This window comes from Nonomuraea sp. NPDC050540, from assembly GCF_044457485.1.
GTDB lineage: Bacteria > Actinomycetota > Actinomycetes > Streptosporangiales > Streptosporangiaceae > Nonomuraea.
Genome location: NZ_JBITHA010000023.1, coordinates 39,572 through 58,647, shown reverse-complemented (window position 1 = coordinate 58,647; position 19,076 = coordinate 39,572). Strand labels below are relative to the sequence as shown.

Sequence of the window (19,076 nt, the reverse complement as noted above, 5' to 3'; positions counted from 1 at the left end):
CCCAGGCAATGGAACGATTTGTTACCAAATGATAGATCCATACTTGCCTAACACATAGGCATGAGCCAATTCGTTAACCGAAGCGTTGATTCGCCGTTGATCGGGTGTTGAGCCTGGCCGGTGATGCTGATAGTGCAGCGGGCATGGCCCCGATACGGGGGCGGCCGTGCCCGTCCCCATAGATATGAGGGGCCCCGCCCTGAAATGTCGGGCGGGGCCTTAGCGGACGGTTGCTATGCGGCGGCCTCGACGAGCCCGAGTCTGCCGGAGAGGCGTTCTCGGACCGCGGGCCATTCTGAGCTCAAGATCGAGTAGAACGCGGTATCTCGGACCGTGTCGTCGGCGCCTCGGCTTTCCGCTCGCCGCACCCCGTCGAAGTGTGCGCCGAGGGCCTCGATGGCGGCCAGGGACCGTTCGTTTCTTACATCTGCTTTGAGCGTGATGCGGTGGACGTTCCAGGTCTCGAAGGCGAGTGAGAGCATCAGGAACTTGCTCTCCCGGTTCACACCTGTGCCCTGGGCCGAAGCGGCCAGCCAGGTGTAACCGATGTCCGCCACGGACGGGACGTCGCCCACCGTCGCGCGAGCACCCGGAGGCCAGGGCATGGGGCCCTGCCAGTACTCCAGGTTCATCAGACGGGTGGCACCGACCACACGGTCGGTGTGCAGCCACCGGATGGCGAAGGGCATCGTGCGGCCCTCCGCCTGCTCAGCCATGGCGGCCTCCACATAGGAGGCAACCTCGTCCCGGCCATGCGGGACGCGAGTGAAGGCATACGTGGAGCGGTCTTCACTCGCCGCGGCGGCGAGGTCTTCGACCGCCGCGAGGCTGAGAGGTTCCAGGCGCACGAGGCGCCCGGACAAGGTGACAAGAGCGGGCATGAGCACATGATGAGGGCTGCTGTGCCCACCTGTAACCACGTGACGCGTGTCAACATTTTCGGGTTGCGGAAAACAGGGTGTTTTCGCAGGTCAACCTGGAGAATCAGCCCAAAGATTCGCCCAACTGTGACACCAGCGAGCGGTGCCGTTCACGTGGCCGCCGCACCGACAGTTCTTTGAGCCCCATGAGCAGGTGATCGAGGCTGCCGGAGATCCACGGCAGGCACAGCGGGTCGGCCGAGGTGAGGGCGGTCAGCCGCTCCTCGGTGCTCTCCCCGTAGAGAAGGCTCGTGGCCACCCGTACGCGCGCCGCCGAGGGGTCGTCCCCGAAGGCGTGGCCGGGCAGGACGCCGATCCCGTGCTCGTCGAGCAGGATCCGCGTGACCTCCGCGGAGCCGCCCAGCCGCAGGTGGCCGAGATCCGGGTAGAGGTAGAAGCCGCCCTGCGGCTTCGCCACCGCGCAGCCCGCCTCGACGAACCGGTCGTAGACCGCCCGCGAGACCTTGGCGTGCAGCCGGCGGCTCTGGTTGACACGTTCCACCAGCTCCGGCGGCTCGGTGAAGGCGTAGGCCGCGGCGTCCTGGACCGGCGCGGCGGGCGCCGACCAGATCTCGCTGGCCACCGCGAGCAACTGCCTGCGCAGCTGGGTCGCGCCGTCCGGCAGCCGCGCCACGCCGATGCGCCAGCCGCCCAGCGCCAGGCTCTTGCTCAGCCCCGTCGTGATGACCGTCCGCTCGGGCGCGAGGTCGGCCGGAGAGGTGTACGGCAGCGCCGTGTCGTGCAGCAGATCCCGGTAGATCTCGTCGGAGATGATGACCAGGTCGAGCTCGCGGGCGACCTCCACCAGGCGGTGGATGGTCCGCGGCGACGCGAGCCGCCCGGTGGGGTTGTCCGGCAGCGTCACCAGCAGCGACCGTACGGTCCTGCCCTGGGTGCGCGCGTGCAGCACCGCTGAGACGAGCTTGTCGGGATCGGGCGCCCCACCCTCGCCGGGGGGCGCCGGGACCATGATGGGCTTGGCGCCGACCAGGTCGGCCTGGGCCGCGTAGCTGACCCAGCTCGGCGCGGTCATCACGATGTCGCCGCCCAGCGCCAGGATCATGCCGTACAGGAGGGACTTGCTGCCCGGCCCGCACACCACGTAGTCGGGGTCGGTCGCCAGTCCCCGCCGGTTCCAGTAGCCCGCCGCCGCCTCGCGCAGCTCGGCCGCCCCCGCGACCGGCCCGTAGCCGTTGCGCTCGGATGCGGCGACCAGCTTGTCGCGCAGCGCCGGGTGGACGGGCAGCCCCGCCTCGCCGAAGGCGAGGTTGAGCACGCGTTCCCCGGCGCGCCGTCTTCGCTCGATGTCCTCGTTGGCCGCCAGCGTGGCGGAGAGGGTAACCGTCATGTTTGTCACGTTCCCAGCGTGGTTGGATAGAGGCATAAGTACAAGCGAGGCTTCATGTGGGTAGGCATAAGGAAGTCCGATGCTCGATCTGCGCCGTCTGACCTTGATCTGCGAGTTCGCCCGCCGCGGCAGCATCGCCGCGACCGCCGCGGCGCTCGGCTACAGCCCGTCCGCGGTGTCCCAGCAACTCGTCGCGCTTGAGCGGGAGACGGGCACCGCGCTGCTCGACCGGACCGCGCGCAGCGCCGAGCTGACCGACGCCGGACGCCGTCTGGTGGCCCACGCCGAGCGCATCCTGGCCATGGTCGAGGAAGCCGAGTCCGACCTTTCCGCCCAGGCGGGCAGCCCCACCGGGCGTGTGGTCCTGACCGCCTTCCCGACGGCCGCGGTCGCCTTCGCGCCCGCGCTCGCCCGTACGCTGCGCCGCCACACCGAGCTGTCGCTCCGGCTCGGGCAGAGCCGCTCGGGCCGCGGCATGCGCGAGGTGCAGGCGGGAGAGGTCGACATCGCGCTCATCGACGACTGGTACGGCAGAGCCCGCGACAGCGACAGCACCCGCGTCTTCCCCCTCCTGCACGACCCCCTGGTGCTCGTGGTGCCGCGCAAGCACCGGCTGGCCGACCCCGACATCCCCCTCGACCTGGCCGAACTGCGTGACGAGCCGTGGATGGCGACCCCGGACGGCGAGCCGTCCCGCCTGGCCGTGGACCGGCTGTTCGTCGACGTGGGCGGCACCAAGCCCACGCCGTGGGAGTTCGAGGGCCTCGGGACGATCCTGTCGCTGGTGGCCAAGGGCATCGGGATCGCCGCGGTCCCGTCCCTGGCGCTGGCCGCGGGCGTGCGCGGCATCGCGGTGCGCACCTTCCCCGGCGACCCGGTCGGCAGGGAGGTGCACGCGGTGGCCCGTACCTCCAGCGTGCACCGGCCGTCGGTGTCGGTGACCCTGCGGGCCATCCACGTGGCCGCCCGCTACATCGCGGCCGATCTGGAGCAGTTGCGGCTGGCCGAGCGATAGCCTCTGCCGCATGGCGCCCACCTACGACATCGAGCGGCAACTGCTCGCCCTGCCCAGCATCCGCCTGGTCGCCGGCGTCGACGAGGTCGGCAGGGGCGCCTGGGCGGGGCCGGTCACGGTCTGCGCCGTGGTGAGCGACCTGTCCGAGCCGCCGGCGGGGCTGACCGACTCCAAGCAGCTCACCCAGCGCCGCCGCGAGGGCCTCATCGGCGACCTGGAGTCCTGGGCCGCCGGCATCGGCTTCGGCGAGGCGTCCCACGCGGAGATCGACACGCTGGGCATGACAGAGGCGCTCTCGCGGGCGGCCAGGCGGGCGCTCGAAGCCCTGCCGGTGCGCCCTGACGCGGTCATACTCGACGGCGCCCACGACTACATCGGCCCGCCCTGGCCGGTCCGCCTGGAGGTCAAGGCGGACGCGGTGAGCGTCTCGGTGGCGGCCGCCTCGGTGCTGGCCAAGGTGCGCCGCGACGCGTACATGGGCACGATCGGCTGCGACGAGTACGGCTTCGCCGACAACGCCGGCTACCCCTCGCCCATCCACCTGACAGCACTGGCCGAGCACGGCCCCACGCCCCACCACCGCCTGTCCTGGTCCTACCTCGACGACCTGCCGAAGTGGCGCCACCTGAAGCGCCACCGCGACCCGCTCGCCGGCGAGGGCCAGGAGGCCCTGTTCGGCTAGATCGGATAGTTGGCGCGGAAGACGCCGTTGGGGTCGCGCCGCCGCTTGATCTCCCGCAGCCGCTCGTGGGCGAGCGCGCCGAACGCCTGCGCCGCCTTCTCCCCAGGCTTCAGGAAGGTGTACGGCTTGCGCCCCTCCCCGCCCAGCGCGGCGGCCAGCGCGATCTCCTTGCCTTCCACGTCACCGGTGCCCGGGATGCCGAACATGTACAGCAGGTACGGATCGGCCACCGTCCCCGCCGCGCTGTCCGACGGCCGGGATAGCGCTCCGCCCAGGTGCCGGATCTGCACGCTGAGCAGCGGGTCGATGGGCTCGCTCAGCAGCGCGGCCGCGTGTTCCAGGCTCGGCAGCAGCTCGGCGTGCGACTGGCCGGGGCCCGGGTCGGTCGGCTCCTGCTCGATGGAGCCGAGCTCGTGCACGGGCAGCTCGGCGTGGCTGTCGGAGATCAGGCCGGCGATCTTGCCGAACGGCGCGAGCAACGCCTTGGCCTCCCGCTCCGGGCCGAGGTAGGTGGAGTCGAGCGCCACGAACGGCGGGGCGCCGGGGAACTGCAGCAGATCCAGCCACAGGGTCAGCTCGTCCGGCGCCACGGCCGTCACCCGCCGGAACGCCTCCAGCACCTCGGGGGCCCGCTCGGCCGGCCAGAGCAGCCGCCCGCCGTACAGCTGGGGGGCGGGGTGCAGGTCGATCTCCAGGGCGGTCACCACCGCGAAGTCGCCGCCACCACCCCGCAGCGCCCAGAACAGGTCGGGGTCGGACTCGGCGCTCACCCGGCGCGGCGCGCCTTCGGCGTCGACGATCTCGAAGGCGCGCACGCTGTCGGCGGCCCAGCCCCACGCGCGGCTGAACCAGCTCAGCCCGCCGCCCAGGGTGTAGGCGGTCACGTTGACGGCGGGGGTGCTGCCGGCGAGGCCGGTCAGCCCGCGGGGACCGGCCGCTTCGAGGAGCCTGCCCCACTTGACGCCGGCGCCGACCCTGGCCACACGACCGTCCAGGGTGACCTCGTCCAGGCGGGAGGTGCGCAGGAGGATCGTGCCCTCGGTGTCGCCGCTGGCACCGTGGCCGCTCGGCTGGGTGGTGACGGTCAGGCCGTTGCCGGCCGCGTGGCGGACGAGCGCGGCCACGTCGGCGGCGTGCGCGGCGTGGGCGACGGCCAGGACGGGCTGCTCGATCGCCAGGTTCCAGGGCTTGGTGGCCTGCTCGAAGGCGGCGTCGCCGGGGCGCAGGATCAGGCCGTCGAAGTTCTCGATGTTCATGGTCTTACGCTCCTGCGGTGGTGCGGATGGTGACGTTGATGCGGTTCCAGGCGTTGATGTTCGCGATGGCCAGGACGAGGGCGGCCAGTTGCTCTTCCGTGTAGTGGTCGGCGGCGGCGTCCCAGACGTCGTCGGGCACGCCCGCCGGGTTGTCGCTCAGGCGGGTGGCTGCCTCGGCCAGGGCCAGGGCGGCGCGCTCCTCGTCGGTGTAGTACGGCGCCTCGCGCCACGCGGCCACGGACCAGAGGCGCTCGTCGCTCTCGCCGGCCCGCTTGGCGTCGCGGGCGTGCATGTCGACGCAGTAGCCGCAGCCGTTGATCTGGCTGACCCGCAGGCGGAGCAGCTCCAGGGTGCTCTGGGGGACGTCGCAGCGGCGCAGGTGGGCCTCGACGGCCAGCAGGCCCTGGTACCCGGCGGTGGCGATCTTGATGCGGGCGCTCATGCGCTATTCTCGCTTTCCTGGATGTTTGATATCTAGAATCTGACGACGGGAGAGGCCCGCTCAGGTGCGCAGGCTCTCGAAACGGGCACGGGTGCCCTCGCGGGTGCGCGGATGCTTGCGCTGCACGGTCGCGGCGATGTCGGCGACGGTCCTGCCCGCCAGCGACGTGCGCCAGGCGAGGTCGGCCTGCCGCATGGCCACCGAGATTTCACAGTGCGCGCGGTAGTCCACATCGTCGCGGCCGCCGGGACCCTTGCGCAGGATGCCCTCGCAGCGGAACGCGTCCTCGCGGCCCTCGATCGCGGTCACGATGTCGAGCAGAGTGATCTGGTCGGGCCGCCTGGCCAGCCTGAAGCCGCCGCGCGGGCCCGAGATGGAGGTGAGGATGCCCGCCTTCACCAGGGACTGAAGCTGTTTGTTGAGGTAGGCGGCGGGCAGCTCGTAGAAGGCGGCGAGCTTCTTCGCCGTGATCGCCTCTTCCGGGTCGAGCCACGTCATGTTGACGCAGCTGTGCAGCGCCCACTCGACGCCCTCGTTCATCCGCATATTCTGGATACTAGACCTCCAGAATAGGAAGCGCAACCCGGTTAGCATCTGAGGGGTGCGTATCGGGATCTTTCTGATCGCGGCCCAGTTCCCCGGACAGGACGCCGGTCAGGCGCTGGCCCAGGCCGTGGAGTGGATCGAGGCCGCCGAGGAGGCCGGGTTCGACGACGTGTGGATCGCCGAACACCACTTCATGTCGTACGGCGTGTGCCCGTCAGCCACCACGCTCGCCGCGCTGGCCCTGGGACGGACCCGGCGCATCGGCGTCGGCACGGCGGTCAGCGTGCTGTCGGCCTGGCACCCGGTGGCGCTGGCCGAGCAGGCGGCGATGCTGCACCATCTGTCCGGCGGCCGGTTCACGCTCGGGGTCGGGCGCGGTGGGCCGTGGCTGGAGCTGGAGGTGCTCGGCACCGGCGTGGAGCGCTACGAGCGCGGGTTCACCGAGTCGCTCGACCTGCTGTGCGCGGCGATGTCGGGGGAGCGGGTCGCGGCCGACGGGGAGTTCTTCCGCTTCCGTGAGGTGGAGATGGTCCCGGCGGCCCGGATGCGGCCGGTGGTGGCCTGCACGTCGCGGGCGACGGTGGCGCTGGCGGCCGAGCGGGGGCTGCCGATGCTGCTGGGCATGCACGTCGGCGACGAGGAGAAGGCGGACCTGCTGCGCGAGTACGCGGCGCTGTCGGGCGGCGTCGTGCCGGACGGGGACGGCGGGCATGTGGCGGCCGCCGTGGGGTTCGTGGGGGACTCGACCGAACGGGCGGTCAGGGAGCTCAAGGAGGCCATGCCGCGCTGGCTGGAGCCGGGTCTGGCGGGATATGTGCCGGTGGACGGCCGGGCCCGCCCGCCCCGCGATATCCCGAAATATGTGGACTTCTTGAGCCGGGCACACCCGGTCGGCGACGCCGATCTCTGCGTCGAACGGATCCGGCGCACCGCCGAGGTCACCGGCCTGCGCCACCTCATCCTCATGGTCGAGGGCGGCGGGCCGGACCGGACTCTGGACAACATCCGCCGCCTCGGGCGGGAGGTGCTGCCGAGGGCCCGGCGGCCGACACCGCCGGGCCCCGCGCCGCCGGCTAGCAGTCCACCAGCTCCGGCTTCTGGTTGAGGATCTGTGCCCTGGGGGTCACGAACTCGGCGAGCGCCTTCTCGGCCGACGGGTCGAAGACGGCGACCCGGTGGCAGTTCTGGAAGGCGAGCCGTACCCCGAAGTGGCGCTCCAGCGCGCCGCGCATCGAGTCGCTCGCGAGGCAGCGCAGGAGCTGTCCCCGCGCCTCCTCCGACGGCGGCGGTACCTGGTTGTCGGCGAACTCGGCGCCGCTCTGACCACGCTGCTGGACCAGCTCGCTGATCACCGACCAGGCGTAGGGCAGGGAGTCGCGTACGCAGGCGACGAAGGCCGCGTCGTCGACGTCGCCCGCACGGGCCCGATCGAGCAGATCGTTCGGAACGGTCAGCGACATGCTGTCTCCTCACTATGGAAGAAAGGGATCTATCTGACGCTAGGTGAGAGCCCCGGAGGGCTCCAGATGGCGGGAGGGGGACAGTCGTCTACTGGGCCAGCGCGGCCGGGCCGTACACGAAGCCGGGGTCGATCTGTGTGGCGAGGTCGAGTCCGGTGCGCTCGTTGGCCCACGCGCGGGCGTTGCGCAGGTGGAACTCGGCCGTCTGACGGCCGAACCGCGCCCAGTCCTTGGGCTGCGCGTCGAGCTGCTTCAGCAGTACGGCCAGCGCGTCGAGGTTGCCGGTCTCCAGATCGGCCAGCGCGAACGGCCGCCCCTGCTCCAGCGCGCGCACGGCGGGCGAGTGCTCCATCCAGGTCAGCAGGTCGTCGCCCACGTGCTCGCGCAGGAACGCGACGTCGCCGGGGTCCTGCACCTTGTTGCCGACGACCGCGATCGGCACCTCGAAGTCGGCGGCGTGGTCGCGGTACTGCCGGTAGACGCTCACGCCCTGCCGGGTCGGCTCGGCGACGAGCACGGTCAGGTCGAAGCGGGTGAACAGCCCGGAGGCGAAGGAGTCGGCGCCGGCGGTCATGTCGACCACGACGTACTCGCCGGCCTCGTCCACCAGGTGGTTGAGCAGGAGCTCGACCGCGCCGACCTTGGAGTGGTAGCAGGCGACGCCGAGGTCCTCCTCGCCGAACGGGCCGGTCACCATGAGCCGCGGGCCCTCGGGCGTCGGTACGGAGTAGGGCAGGTCCTCGAACGTCAGCAGCCGCGAGCCGCGCCCCGGCGGAGTGGTCTTGACCATGGCCGCGGCCGAGGGGATGCGCGGGTTGTCGCCGCGCAGCAGCTCCTTGATCTCGGTGAGGCGGGCGCCGAGTGGCTCCGGCTGGGTGTCGAGGCCGAGCACGAGCGCGAGGTGCTGGTTGATGTCGGCGTCGACGGCGACGACCGGGCTGCCCTGGCCGGCCACGTATCTGGCGAACAGCGCGGACATGGTGGTCTTGCCGCTGCCGCCCTTCCCCACGAATGCCACGCGCACGCCGGAGCCTCCTTTGGTTTTGAAAACCGTTTTCGTTCTTGGGTGGGCTCATCATGCCACACTGCGGCCATGAGAGAAGAGGCTTTGGCGCGAGTCGCGGAACTGAACCGGGAAGGCAAGCTGGAGGAGGCGCGCGCGGCGCTGCTGGAGTTGTCGGCCGCGTATCCGGGTGATCCGGACGTGGCCCGGGAGACGGCCTACGCGCATGACCGGCTCGGCTTGGAGAGCGAGGCGGTGCCGTACTACGAGAAGGCGCTCGAACTGGGGGCGGACGACCGGGCCGGGGTGTTCACCGGGTTCGGCAGCACGCTGCGCGTGCTCGGGCGCTATGACGAGGCGTTGGCGACACTGGAGCGCGGGCTGGCCGAGTTCCCGGGCGATCCGGCGTTGCGCGCCTTCCACGCCATGGCGCTGCACAACAAGGGAGCCCACCGCGAGGCGGTGAGCTCCCTGCTGAAGCTGGTGTCGGAGGGCGAGCAGGCCGGTGGTTACGGCCGCGCGCTCGCCTACTACGCCGACAACCTCGATCTGGTCGTGGACTAACCGCAGGTCTCGTCGAGGGCGATCGGGCGGTCGGCGCTCGGCTCCTGCGTGGGCGTGGGCGACGGCCGCTCGCCGGGGGCGGTGGCCGTCTTGTTCGCCGGGCGCTCGGCCAGCGCCTGCTGGACCTTGCGCCTGATCAGCTGCCAGTCGGGGTAGGCGGTGCTGATCAGCGGCGGCACGAAGCTGAGGCTGCGGATCCTGGTGTCCTTGACCTTCTGCGCCAGATCGACCAGGGCAGGCAGCAGGCTCTGCGGGATGTCGGTGGAGATGGCCCGCTTGGTGGCGGTGGCCAGGCTCTCGAAACTGTTGAGCACGGTCATCGGGTCGGCCTGCTTGGCGACCGCGTTGAGCAGGCACTTCTGGCGGCCCATGCGGACGTAGTCGTCGCTGTCGGTGCGCGAACGGCCGTACCAGAGCGCTTCCTCGCCGGAGAGTTTGCGGGTGCCGGCGGGCAGCAGGCCCTCGCGGTACTTGCCGTAGACGATGGGCTCCTTGATGGTGACCTTGACTCCGCCCATCGCATCGACGATCTGGGCGAAGCCATACATGTCGACCATCGCGTAGTAGGTGACCGGGATGCCGAGGATGCCGCCGATCGTCTGCTTGAGCAGGGCCGGGCCGCGCTGGCCCTTGTGCACGCCTGGGGTCGTCTCGGGGTAGTCCTCGGCGTACTGGAAGACCTCGTTGAGCAGGCCGGGCGTGTACGGCGGTTCGCCGGTGAAGCCGTAGGGGAAGCGCTGCCGGGCCGGGCCGGCGGGCAGGGGCACGTTCTCCAGGTTGCGCGGCAGGCCGAGCAGGGTGGTGGCGCCGGTGGCCACGTCCACGCTGGCCACGGTCATGCTGTCGGTACGCACGCCCGGCCGGTTGGCGGCGGCGTCGGCGCCGATGAGCAGGATGTTGACCCGGTCGGCCCCGCTCCAGGGGTCGGCGGCGACGACGGGAGCGGTGTTCGTGTTGTTGAACAGGCTGGTGACCACGTCGCGCGAGACATAGGCCAGGCGGGCGGCGTAGGCGGTCGGGGCGACGACCAGGACGCACAGGACGACGGCCAGGATCGTGGTGGCCTTGCGGGCGGCGGTGTCGGAGGCGGCCGGCCGTACCAGGGCATAGGACCAGATGATCACCGTGGACCAGGCGACGGCGATCGCGATCAGCGTGATCGTCAGGGTGGTCAGCCAGCTCGGCTGAACCGCCAGCGACAGCAGGTGGCTGCCCAGCACGGTGACCACGGTCAGCACGGAGGCGAGCAGCAGCGCGTAGACGGCCATCAGCGCCAGGCCGGTACGCCGCCGGCCGGTGGCCAGATGGGCCACGCCCCACAGCAGGGCCGAGCCGAGGGTCAGCGCGATGCTGGCGCCGAGGCTGAAGTCGCGATCTCTGGCTGCCATCCCCTGCCAACCCCCGTTTCGAGCAGATCATCTCAGATTAGTAACGGTTTTGGGATGATTGGGACAAAATCCGGCTCGTGGCGCGTCAATTCACGGCAACGGAAACTTGCGATATAACGTGAGTGTGAGACGTGGAAAATATGGATTCGACGCGCCGTTGCCCTTCGCGGGGCTGGTCGTGGGAGCCGTTGTGCTGCTGGCTCTCACGATCGTCTCCTTCGCCTATGACGTGGTCCCCGCCGGCCTCGCGTTCCTCCTCGGAGGTCTATATACCCTGGCCAGCGCGTTCAGCTACGCGTACACCACGCGCCGGGGAAAGTTCGAGGTCTGGGCGGGGGAGCTCGACGACCTCGACGGCGGCGAACGCGTGCTCGACCTCGGCTGCGGGCGGGGCGCGGTGCTCATGGCCGCCGCGCGGCGGCTGTCCAAGGGGTACGCGACCGGCCTCGACCTGTGGCGCGCCAAGGACCAGTCGGGCAACCACGCCGCCGCCACCCGGGCCAACGCCGAGGCGGAGGGCGTCGCCGACCGGATCGAACTGGTCACCGGCGACATGCGGGCGCTGCCGTTCGTCAGCGACAGTTTCGACGCGGTCGTCTCCAGCCTCGCGATCCACAACATCGGCACGGCCGGGGGACGCGCCGAGGCCGTGCGCGAGGCCTACCGCGTGCTCGCGCCGGGCGGCCGGCTGCTGATCGCCGACTTCCAGCGCACCGAGGAGTACGAGGCGGTCCTGCGCGGCCTCGGCGCCTCCGACGTGCGCCGGCGCGACCTCGGCTGGCGGTTCTGGTACGGCGGGCCCTGGTTCGCCACCCGGATGGTGGAGGCCTACAAGAGGTGATCGGTCAGAGGAGGCGGGGGAGGGCGGGGCGCATGACGCGGAGGGCGGCGCCGGCGTCGGCGAGGTAAAGGTGGGGGACGTCCACGAACACGCGCATCGGGCCGTGGTCCAGGCCGAGATTCCGCGCCATCTCGGCCTGGACGTCCGCGAGCGGCAGGTAGTTCAGGTAGCTGGTGAAGGCGTTCTGGGAGCGGAAGGTGGCCGTCATCAGCAGGCGGTCGTCCCTTGCCCGGAAGGCCAGGCCGGTCAGGCAGGGGACCGAGTCATACGGCTCGCCGGGCGTGGTCAGCGAGATCCAGCCGCTCTTGCTGTACGGCCTGGCCCGCAGCAACTCCGCCGCCCAGGTCAGCTGGCCCTTGATGCGGGCGCCGTAGCTGTACTTGAAGGGCTCCACGATCGTGTCCTCGGTGAATTTTCTGGTGTAGAGGGCCAGCTTGGCGGCGTCGCCGTACCGCTCGACGATGGGGTCGGCGGGGCTGGGGCGGGTGATCTCGACCAGCACGGGCGGGCCTTCGATGACGGGGCCGCGGTCGTCGTCGGCCGGGACCCCGGATATCCAGACATGGCGGATCAGACCGATCCACGCCTCCCCACATGACGCCCATTGCACTGGGCTGTCCATTTACGTCTCCATATTCGGGAACTTGTAGGGGTTGTGGGGGAGCCGGCGCCGTCTTGTCACGTTGCAACGCACGTAGTAGATCGAGTAGTGCACCAGGGCGACGAGCAGGATGCTGGTCAGCAGCAGGAGCAGATTCGGGTACGTCCTGGACAGCCCGGTCACCCCTACCGTCAGGTAGGCCGAGTTGACCAGGGCCATCATCATCACGTTGATGCCCGGCCAGGTCAGCGGCGCGTAGGTCTCCGGGAAGCGCGGGTCGACGGGCAGGTTGGGCGTCCAGTCGAGCTCGTCCTTCAGCTGCGCCGTGTACAGCAGGCGGAAGTTGTTGATGGCCCTGGCCGTCCTGCCGTGCGCGTTGACCGCTTCGATCAGCCGCAGGAACGGCAGCACCCCCAGCAGGCCGAAGGCGGCCACCAGCGCGAAGAGGTACGGGGGAACGCTCTGCCAGGTCGTCAGATCATGTGGATTGACGACCTTGGCACTGGTCAGCGCGATCGTGGCGAGGAACGGCACCGACAACAGGCTCATCGCGAGCCTGGTCATCTTGAGCCGTTCTTCCTTCGCGGCCAGGTGGACCTGGTAGATGCCGTTGAAGTCCACGGCGGCGAGTTGGAGGAAGTGGGTCGCTTCGAGCGGCCCCGGTGAGGGGGATGACTTCCGCATCGGCGTGCTCCTGGATGGCCCGGTGAATCCAGTATGAGCACAGTTTCCGGAATTTGACTGGCATTCCTGCCAATCATTCCAACAAATCTCAACTTGTGGATGTCAGTGCAGGTCGGTTGATGGTTCTGATGATTGTGTTGATGTATGCGGTGGGAAGAGAGCGGAGGATTCCGGCGATCTCGTGGTCGCCGATCTCGGGGAGTGCGGCGAGGGCTTCGGCGGCAAGTCCGCGGCAGTATTCGATGGTCGTCTCGATCATCGTGGTCTGGCGAAGCTGGGCGAGGATCGCGGCTACTTGCTCATCCGAAATTCCCCTTTGTAGTGATATATCACCGTTTGTGAGGAAATTCGCTTTTGAGAGGATTAGCGGGAGGCTGTAGACGCCCTGCTTGAGGTCGTTGCCCGCGGGCTTGCCGAGTTGCTCGCTGGTGGCGGTCAGGTCGAGGAGGTCGTCGAGGATCTGGAAGATCAGGCCGAACCGCTCGCCGTACGCGGCCATCCTCGCCCGGTCCTCCGGGGAGGCCTGGGCGCAGACGGCGGCCACCAGGCAACTGGCGCGGAAGAGCGCCGCGGTCTTGCCGGTGATCGAGCGCAGCGCGCTGGCCTCGGTACGGCGCGGGTTGAACAGGTCCGTCGTCTCCAGGTACTGGCCTTCGGCCAGCTCCACCACCGTGGCCGCCAGCACCTCGGCGACCGGGCGGGAGACCGAGGTGATCGCGGCCAGGCCCGCTCTGGCCAGCATGAAGTCCCCGATGACCAGGGCCTTGCCGTCGCCCAGGTCGGAGTTGAGCGTCGCCGCGCCCCGGCGTTCCGTCGCGCGGTCCATCAGGTCGTCGTGGACCAGCGAGCCCGCGTGGATCAGTTCCACGCAGGCCGCCGCGGTGATGACCCTTCTGTCGGGGGTCTTGCCCAAGGCCATCGCCGTGGCGAGCGTCAGCGCGGGTCTCAGGCGTTTGCCGCCGGAGTTGATCACACGGGAGGCGCCGGCGTTGATCCCCGGCAGCGCCGAAGAACCGCTCAGTCGCGCCACGCGCGATTCCACCTTGCGGAGGCCGTTGACGATCGCCGGGTTTCGCAGCAACTGATCCATACCTCCAGACTGCGTCGCGGTGGCTGTGCCGTACCTGAGAGACGCTGAGGTTTTTCTCAGGAGACCCACCAGTCTCAGGGGAAGGTCAGGCGGGTGTTGGGGAGGGCGATCAGGGCCACCAGGGCGACCAGGGCGCCGGCCACTCCCAGGACGGGGATGATCAGGGCGGCGGCGGAGGCGTGGGCGGCGGGCAGGCCGTGGAGCGGGGTCTGCTCGGTCAGGACGGAGGTGTAGGTGGTTCCGGCCAGGGCCAGGGCGACGGAGCCGCCGATGTGGCGGAAGAAGTTCAGGTTGGCGGAGGCGGTGCCGAGGTACTGGGGCGCGACGGAGGCTTGGGCGGCGACCGTCAGGCCGGACAGCATGGGACCCATGCCGAGCCCGATCAGTGACATCCAGACGATGAGCAGCCAGTTCGGGGTGTGGACGGTCAGGTTCAGGCAGAGGAGGGTGCCGGCGATCATCAGGGCGGGCGCGGCGACGAGCCAGGGCTTGTAGACGGCGGTTCTGGCCATGAGGACGCCCATGATCCAGCTGCCCGCCAGCATGCCGAGCATCAGCGGGTAGATGCGCAGGCCGGAGGTGGTCGCGTCCTCGCCGAGCGCCTCCTGGAAGTAGCGGGGCAGGAAGACGACGCCGGTGTACATGACGAACGCGGTGAAGAACGACGTCACGTTGACCAGCGTGTAGCTGCGGCCGGCGAACAGGTGCATGGGCATGACCGGCGAGGCGGCCCGCCGTTCCACGAGGACGAAGGCGGCGAGCAGGACCAGCGCGAGCCCGATCGGCCCCAGCACCGGGAGGCTGGTCCAGGTGTTGCCGTCGAGGCCCTTTTCGGTCAGGCCGATCAGCAGCGCGCCGATCGCCAGGCTGAAGATCGAGATGCCCAGGTAGTCGGGGCGTTCGCGGCCGGTGCCGGGCTGGTGGGGCAGGTTGCGCGCGACGACGGCGAGCAGCACCAGGCCGATCGGCACGTTGACGTAGAAGGCCCAGCGCCAGGTCGCGTGGTCGGTGAACAGCCCGCCGAGGAACGGCCCGGCCAGGTAGCTCAGCGCCATGACGCCGCCAACGGCCCCCTGGACCCGGCTGCCACCCTGGGTGGGCGGGAAGAGGCTGAGCGCCAGGGCGAGCGACAACGGGACCAGCGCGCCCGCGCCCAGGCCCTGGATGGCGCGGAACGCGATGAGCTGGGTCATGTCCTGCGCGAGGCCGCACAGGGCCGAGCCCAGGACGAAGATGACCATGCCTATCAGCAACAGCGGTTTCCTGCCGTGCTGGTCGGACAGCCTGCCGTACAGGGGCATCGTCACCGTCGAGGTGAGCAGGTAGGCGGTCACGACCCACGTGTAGAGGTCGGATCCGCCCAGTTCCGCGGTGATGCGGGGCAGAGCGGTGCCCACGATCGTCTGGTCCAGCATCGCGATGAACATTCCGCCGAGCGCGGCGGCCACGAGGAGGGTGGTGCTTTGAGGCTTTGTGTCAGTCGGCACCTGTGAAGGTTCATATGTAAGGCTTTACATGTCAAGCCTTGGGTATGCTCCGGAGCATGTCCCTGCGGATCGCGTTGCTCGGCCTGCTGGCCGTCAAGGGCCCGGCGAGCGGTTACGACCTGGCCAAACTGTTCGAGGGTTCGCTCAACCATGTCTGGCAGGCCGGGCACACCCAGATCTATCCGGAGCTGGTGAGGATGGCCGGTGACGGGCTCCTGGCGGTCGAGGCCGAGGGCGCCAGAGGGCGCAAGATCTACACGATCGCGGAGGAGGGGGCGCGGCAGTTGCACGAGTGGCTGGCCGATCGCGAGCCGACCACGACCGTCCGCAGTGAGACCGCTTTGCAGGCGTTTCTCCTGCCGATTCTCGACACCGACGAGGCCATCGCGGCGGTCGAGCGAGTCAAGGCCCGCGCGCAGAAACGCCTGGACGAACTGAAATGCCTGCCGCCCGTCGCGAAGAACCCCAAGTTCGGCAGGTACGCGCTGCGCCTCGGCCTGGCCCAGACCCGCGCGACGATCGAATGGGCCGACGAAACACTCCACGCGCTGCGCACCAAATAGGCCATGATCTACCGATGATCGGTCATATCGGAGTCAACGTTCCCGACCTCGAAAGCGCGCGGACCTACTACGACGCGTTGATGCCCTTGCTGGGCTTCGAGAAGCACCTGGATATGGCCGATCAGTTCGCTTTCCGTCCGGCGGGGGGCAAACCGGGCACGTACCTCTTCTTCTATCCGGCGCTCACGCAGACCCTCTACAGCAGGCACCAGACCGGGTTGCAGCACCTGGCCTTCATGGTCAAGAGCCGGTCGGCGGTACGGGCGGCGCATGACTGGGCCATCGGAATGGAATGCCAGATCCTCCAGAAGCCACGAAATTTCCCTGAATATCCGCCGCCCTACTACGCGACGTTCTGGCTGGACCCGGCGGGGATCATGCTGGAGGCGGTCTGCCATCATGACCGGCCTTGACCCTCACACCGTGTGAGATGGGACCGTATGCCGCATGACGGAACTTGCTGAACGAGTCGACCAGGTCATCCGCGACGGTCGCGCGCCCGGCCTGCACGGGCTCGTGGTGATCCGTGGCGGCGAGACGGTCCTTGAACGCTATGGCCAGGGCGAAGACTTCAAGTGGAACGACTCGATCGGCACCGTGGTCTTCGACCGCGGCACCCTGCACGACATCAGGTCGGTGACGAAGAGCATCACGGCTCTGGTGTACGGCATCGCCCTGGGCAAGGGCTTGGTGCCCGATCCGGACGAGCCGCTGATGGCAGCCTTCTCCGAGTACCCCGACCTGGCCGCATCCAAGCGGAACCACACCATCGGCCACGCGCTGACCATGACGCTGGGCCTCGAATGGGATGAGAGCGTCCCCTACACCAGCCCGGCCAACAGCGAGATCGCCATGGAGATGGCGCCGGACCGCTATCGCTACGTCCTGGAACGTCCGGTCGTCGAGGAGCCCGGCACCCGCTGGGACTACTGCGGCGGCGCCTCCGCGCTGATCGGCCGTCTGATCGTCAAGGGCGCCGGCACCACCCTGGACGCCTTCGCCCGCGACACGCTGTTCGATCCGCTCGGGATCTCGTTCGAGTGGATGGCGGGTGAGGACGGCGCGGTCTCGGCCGCCTCCGGTCTGCGCCTGGCGCCGCGCGATCTGGCGGCTGTCGGGCAGCTTGTGCTGGAGGGCGGGCGGGGCATCGTGCCCGGGGAGTGGATCACGCGGTCGCTCACGCGGCACGTCGCGCGGGAGGACGGGTCGGGGTACGGGTACCAGTGGTATCTGGGCGACGGGTGGTTCGGCGGGTTCGGGAACGGGGGGCAGCGGCTCTTCGTCGTGCCGGGCGAGAACCTGGTCGTGGCGACCGCGGCCGGCGAGTACAACGACTTCGAGCAGCCGAGCGCCTCCGCCGTCATGGACGCCGTTCTCAGCGGGTGACGGCGCTCTTGAAGGCGGCCACGGCGGCGAGGATCGCGGGGTGCCGGCCGTACCCCTTGCGGAAGGCGACGAGCGTGCGGCGGGACAGCGGCAGCGGGGTCAGGCGCACGCCCGGCGGCGGCGACTGCGTGGCCAGGCCGGGCACCAGCGCGACGCCCTGACCCGCGGCGGCGAAGGCGAGGACGGTGTCGAAGTCGTCCACGTGGTGCCGCACGTGCGGCTCGAACCCGGCCGCCTGGCAGGCCCGGATCGCCATCGTGTGGCAGAGCGTGCCCGGTTTGCTCATGATCCACGGGTCGTCGCGGGCGTCCCGGATCGAGGGCCGGTCGGTGAGGTACATCGGCTCCTCGAACAACGGCTCGGCGCAGATCCCCAGATCCACGACAGGCGGCACGAAGTCGTACTCGTGCACCAGCGCCACGTCCAGCTCGCCCGCCCGCAACGCGGCCGACACGTCCGCCGGGTCGATCTCCGACACCATCGGCTCCAGCGCCGGGTGACCCGCCGCGAGCTCGGCGAGCGCGCGCGGCAGCAGCACCCTGGCCGCGGACGGGAACGCGCCGATCCGCAACGGCCCGCCCGGCCCGCCGCTGAGCGCGGCGAGCGCCGCCGTCGCCCGCTCCAGCTCTTCGAGTACGGCATGCGCATGCGTCACCAGCACCTGAGCCGCCGGGGTCAGGCTGACCGTGCGGCCGGTGCGTTCGAGCAGGGGCAGCCCGGCCTCCCTTTCCAGGGCGCTGAGCTGCTGTGACACGGCCGACGGGGTGAAGTTGGCGGCTTCGGCGACGGCGGCGATGGTGCCGCGCTGGGCGAGTTCGCGCAGGAGGTGGAGCTTGCGAGGATCGAGCATAAGACAAGCTTAAGCTCGACCGTAGGAATCGGCGCTGGACCTAATCAATGATCGTGCCGCACGCTCGGAACATGCTGAGAGGAATCTACGTACCGCTGATCACGCCCTTCACCGCGGGCGATCAGGTCGATCTGGAGGCGTTCGAGAAGCTCGCGCACCACGTGCTCGACCAGGGCGCGAGCGGGCTCGTGGCGCTCGGCACGACCGGCGAGGTCGCGATGTTGAGCGCCGAGGAGCGCGCCGCGGTGATCGAGAACTGCGTGCGGGTGTCCGGTGAGCGGGATGTTCCGCTGATCGTGGGCGTTTCCGGCAACGACACCCGCTCGACGATCGCCGCCCTGCGCGCTTTGCCGTCCGGGGTGACGGCGGCGCTGGTGCCGGTGCCGTACTTCCTGCGCCCGTCGGAGCGCGGGGTGATCGCGCACTTCGAGGCGCTGGCCGAGGCGTCGCCGGTGCCGCTGGTGATCTACCACATTCCCTACCGGACGGGTCAGCCGGTCTGTGCCGCCACGCTGCGGCAACTGGGCGCGCACCCGATGATCGCCGGGGTCAAGTACGCGGTGGGCGGCATCGACCAGGACGCCGTCGACCTTCTGGCCGATCTGCCGACCGGGTTCCAGGTCCTGGGCGGGGACGACGCGTTCATCTCGCCGCTGCTAGCGCTGGGGGCGTCCGGCGGCATCCTGGCCTCCGCGCATCTGGCCACGGACCGGTTCGTCGCGTTGGTGGAGGCTTGGGAGTCGGGTGACGCCGTTCTCGGGCGTTCGCTCGGACATCGGCTGGCGCGCCTGTCCGCGACGCTCTTCGCCGAGCCCAACCCCACGGTGATCAAGGGGGTGCTGCACGAGCGCGGGCTGATCCCCACCGCGGAGGTACGGCTGCCGCTCCTGCCCGCCGGCGACCAGTCGGTCACCCAGGCCATCGCCGCCCTGTCCACCATGGGCTGACCC

At 69.8% G+C, this 19,076-nt stretch carries 22 protein-coding genes; 9 read left to right on the top strand and 13 right to left on the bottom strand.

Translation table 11 applies throughout. From position 1 onward, the window contains the following. Positions 1–233: 233 nt before the first annotated feature. Both ACIBI5_RS47575 and ACIBI5_RS47570 read right to left on the bottom strand, forming a co-directional pair. Positions 234–881 carry a GNAT family N-acetyltransferase gene (locus tag ACIBI5_RS47575; protein WP_379613191.1) on the bottom strand — a complete coding sequence of 216 codons (648 nt, stop codon included), beginning with the start codon at positions 879–881 and terminating at the stop codon, positions 234–236. 103 nt (positions 882–984) lie between these two features. After that, a complete protein-coding gene (locus tag ACIBI5_RS47570; protein WP_397257420.1) occupies positions 985–2,268 on the bottom strand; it encodes a pyridoxal phosphate-dependent aminotransferase in 1,284 nt (427 codons plus the stop codon). Positions 2,269–2,347: 79 nt separating this feature from the next. Here ACIBI5_RS47570 and ACIBI5_RS47565 point away from each other — a divergent pair, with 79 nt between their 5' ends. Both ACIBI5_RS47565 and ACIBI5_RS47560 read left to right on the top strand, forming a co-directional pair. Beyond that, the gene (locus tag ACIBI5_RS47565) at positions 2,348–3,283 is read left to right on the top strand and encodes a LysR family transcriptional regulator (protein WP_397106126.1); all 936 of its coding nucleotides are present in this window, start codon (positions 2,348–2,350) and stop codon (positions 3,281–3,283) included. Positions 3,284–3,293: 10 nt separating this feature from the next. After that, complete coding sequence (locus tag ACIBI5_RS47560) at positions 3,294–3,965, top strand: ribonuclease HII (RefSeq protein WP_397257418.1); 672 nt, start codon at positions 3,294–3,296, stop codon at positions 3,963–3,965. Here the strand turns inward: ACIBI5_RS47560 and ACIBI5_RS47555 are convergent. The 3 genes from ACIBI5_RS47555 to ACIBI5_RS47545 are packed head-to-tail and all read right to left on the bottom strand — an operon-like array spanning position 3,962 to position 6,209. Then, entirely contained in the window at positions 3,962–5,221 is a 1,260-nt protein-coding gene (locus ACIBI5_RS47555; protein ID WP_397257416.1) for an FAD-binding oxidoreductase, read from the bottom strand. The two genes, ACIBI5_RS47560 and ACIBI5_RS47555, sit on opposite strands and share 4 nt — an antisense overlap. 4 nt (positions 5,222–5,225) lie before the next feature. Beyond that, positions 5,226–5,663 (bottom strand): carboxymuconolactone decarboxylase family protein, encoded by a 438-nt coding sequence (locus tag ACIBI5_RS47550; RefSeq protein WP_397257414.1) that lies wholly within the window; start codon positions 5,661–5,663, stop codon positions 5,226–5,228. 60 nt (positions 5,664–5,723) lie between these two features. Then, on the bottom strand, positions 5,724–6,209 hold the full coding sequence (locus tag ACIBI5_RS47545) for an RrF2 family transcriptional regulator (protein ID WP_397257412.1): 486 nt from the start codon (positions 6,207–6,209) through the stop codon (positions 5,724–5,726). Positions 6,210–6,264: 55 nt separating this feature from the next. Here ACIBI5_RS47545 and ACIBI5_RS47540 point away from each other — a divergent pair, with 55 nt between their 5' ends. Beyond that, a complete protein-coding gene (locus tag ACIBI5_RS47540) occupies positions 6,265–7,314 on the top strand; it encodes an LLM class flavin-dependent oxidoreductase (protein WP_397257410.1) in 1,050 nt (349 codons plus the stop codon). Here the strand turns inward: ACIBI5_RS47540 and ACIBI5_RS47535 are convergent. Continuing rightward, complete coding sequence (locus ACIBI5_RS47535) at positions 7,283–7,669, bottom strand: SCO5389 family protein (protein ID WP_397257408.1); 387 nt, start codon at positions 7,667–7,669, stop codon at positions 7,283–7,285. The two genes, ACIBI5_RS47540 and ACIBI5_RS47535, sit on opposite strands and share 32 nt — an antisense overlap. A gap of 88 nt (positions 7,670–7,757) precedes the next feature. Further along, positions 7,758–8,693, bottom strand: a complete 936-nt coding sequence (locus tag ACIBI5_RS47530; RefSeq protein ID WP_397257407.1) for an ATP-binding protein — start codon at positions 8,691–8,693, stop codon at positions 7,758–7,760. A 69-nt stretch (positions 8,694–8,762) separates the two neighbouring features. On the opposite strand from ACIBI5_RS47530, the gene ACIBI5_RS47525 reads away from it, so the two are divergent. Continuing rightward, on the top strand, positions 8,763–9,236 hold the full coding sequence (locus ACIBI5_RS47525; protein WP_397257405.1) for a tetratricopeptide repeat protein: 474 nt from the start codon (positions 8,763–8,765) through the stop codon (positions 9,234–9,236). Here ACIBI5_RS47525 and ACIBI5_RS47520 read toward each other — a convergent pair. Then, complete coding sequence (locus ACIBI5_RS47520; RefSeq protein WP_397257403.1) at positions 9,233–10,624, bottom strand: LCP family protein; 1,392 nt, start codon at positions 10,622–10,624, stop codon at positions 9,233–9,235. The genes ACIBI5_RS47525 and ACIBI5_RS47520 overlap by 4 nt on opposite strands. A 124-nt stretch (positions 10,625–10,748) precedes the next feature. Here ACIBI5_RS47520 and ACIBI5_RS47515 point away from each other — a divergent pair, with 124 nt between their 5' ends. Next, the gene (locus ACIBI5_RS47515; protein WP_397257401.1) at positions 10,749–11,465 is read left to right on the top strand and encodes a class I SAM-dependent methyltransferase; all 717 of its coding nucleotides are present in this window, start codon (positions 10,749–10,751) and stop codon (positions 11,463–11,465) included. A gap of 4 nt (positions 11,466–11,469) precedes the next feature. Here the strand turns inward: ACIBI5_RS47515 and ACIBI5_RS47510 are convergent, their stop codons facing one another. The 4 genes from ACIBI5_RS47510 to ACIBI5_RS47495 all read right to left on the bottom strand — a co-directional run bounded on the left by ACIBI5_RS47510 (position 11,470) and on the right by ACIBI5_RS47495 (position 15,327). Next, on the bottom strand, positions 11,470–12,087 hold the full coding sequence (locus ACIBI5_RS47510; RefSeq protein WP_397257399.1) for a hypothetical protein: 618 nt from the start codon (positions 12,085–12,087) through the stop codon (positions 11,470–11,472). Further along, positions 12,088–12,750, bottom strand: a complete 663-nt coding sequence (locus tag ACIBI5_RS47505; protein WP_397257397.1) for a hypothetical protein — start codon at positions 12,748–12,750, stop codon at positions 12,088–12,090. Between the two features lie 88 nt (positions 12,751–12,838). Then, positions 12,839–13,840, bottom strand: coding sequence for a polyprenyl synthetase family protein (locus tag ACIBI5_RS47500; protein WP_397257395.1), 1,002 nt, complete (start codon positions 13,838–13,840; stop codon positions 12,839–12,841). 74 nt (positions 13,841–13,914) lie between these two features. Next, positions 13,915–15,327, bottom strand: coding sequence for an MDR family MFS transporter (locus tag ACIBI5_RS47495; protein WP_397257393.1), 1,413 nt, complete (start codon positions 15,325–15,327; stop codon positions 13,915–13,917). 56 nt (positions 15,328–15,383) lie between these two features. Between ACIBI5_RS47495 and ACIBI5_RS47490 the strand changes: the two genes are divergently transcribed. The 3 genes from ACIBI5_RS47490 to ACIBI5_RS47480 are packed head-to-tail and all read left to right on the top strand — an operon-like array spanning position 15,384 to position 17,276. Beyond that, positions 15,384–15,890, top strand: coding sequence for a PadR family transcriptional regulator (locus ACIBI5_RS47490; RefSeq protein WP_397257391.1), 507 nt, complete (start codon positions 15,384–15,386; stop codon positions 15,888–15,890). Positions 15,891–15,904: 14 nt separating this feature from the next. Further along, on the top strand, positions 15,905–16,303 hold the full coding sequence (locus ACIBI5_RS47485) for a VOC family protein (protein ID WP_397257389.1): 399 nt from the start codon (positions 15,905–15,907) through the stop codon (positions 16,301–16,303). 34 nt (positions 16,304–16,337) lie between these two features. Beyond that, the gene (locus tag ACIBI5_RS47480; protein WP_397257387.1) at positions 16,338–17,276 is read left to right on the top strand and encodes a serine hydrolase domain-containing protein; all 939 of its coding nucleotides are present in this window, start codon (positions 16,338–16,340) and stop codon (positions 17,274–17,276) included. On the opposite strand, the gene ACIBI5_RS47475 is transcribed toward ACIBI5_RS47480, so the two are convergent. After that, positions 17,266–18,126 (bottom strand): LysR family transcriptional regulator, encoded by an 861-nt coding sequence (locus ACIBI5_RS47475; RefSeq protein ID WP_397257385.1) that lies wholly within the window; start codon positions 18,124–18,126, stop codon positions 17,266–17,268. The two genes, ACIBI5_RS47480 and ACIBI5_RS47475, sit on opposite strands and share 11 nt — an antisense overlap. Positions 18,127–18,197: 71 nt before the next feature. On the opposite strand from ACIBI5_RS47475, the gene dapA reads away from it, so the two are divergent. Beyond that, the gene (gene dapA / locus ACIBI5_RS47470; RefSeq protein ID WP_397257383.1) at positions 18,198–19,073 is read left to right on the top strand and encodes a 4-hydroxy-tetrahydrodipicolinate synthase; all 876 of its coding nucleotides are present in this window, start codon (positions 18,198–18,200) and stop codon (positions 19,071–19,073) included. The last annotated feature ends 3 nt before the right edge of the window (positions 19,074–19,076 follow it).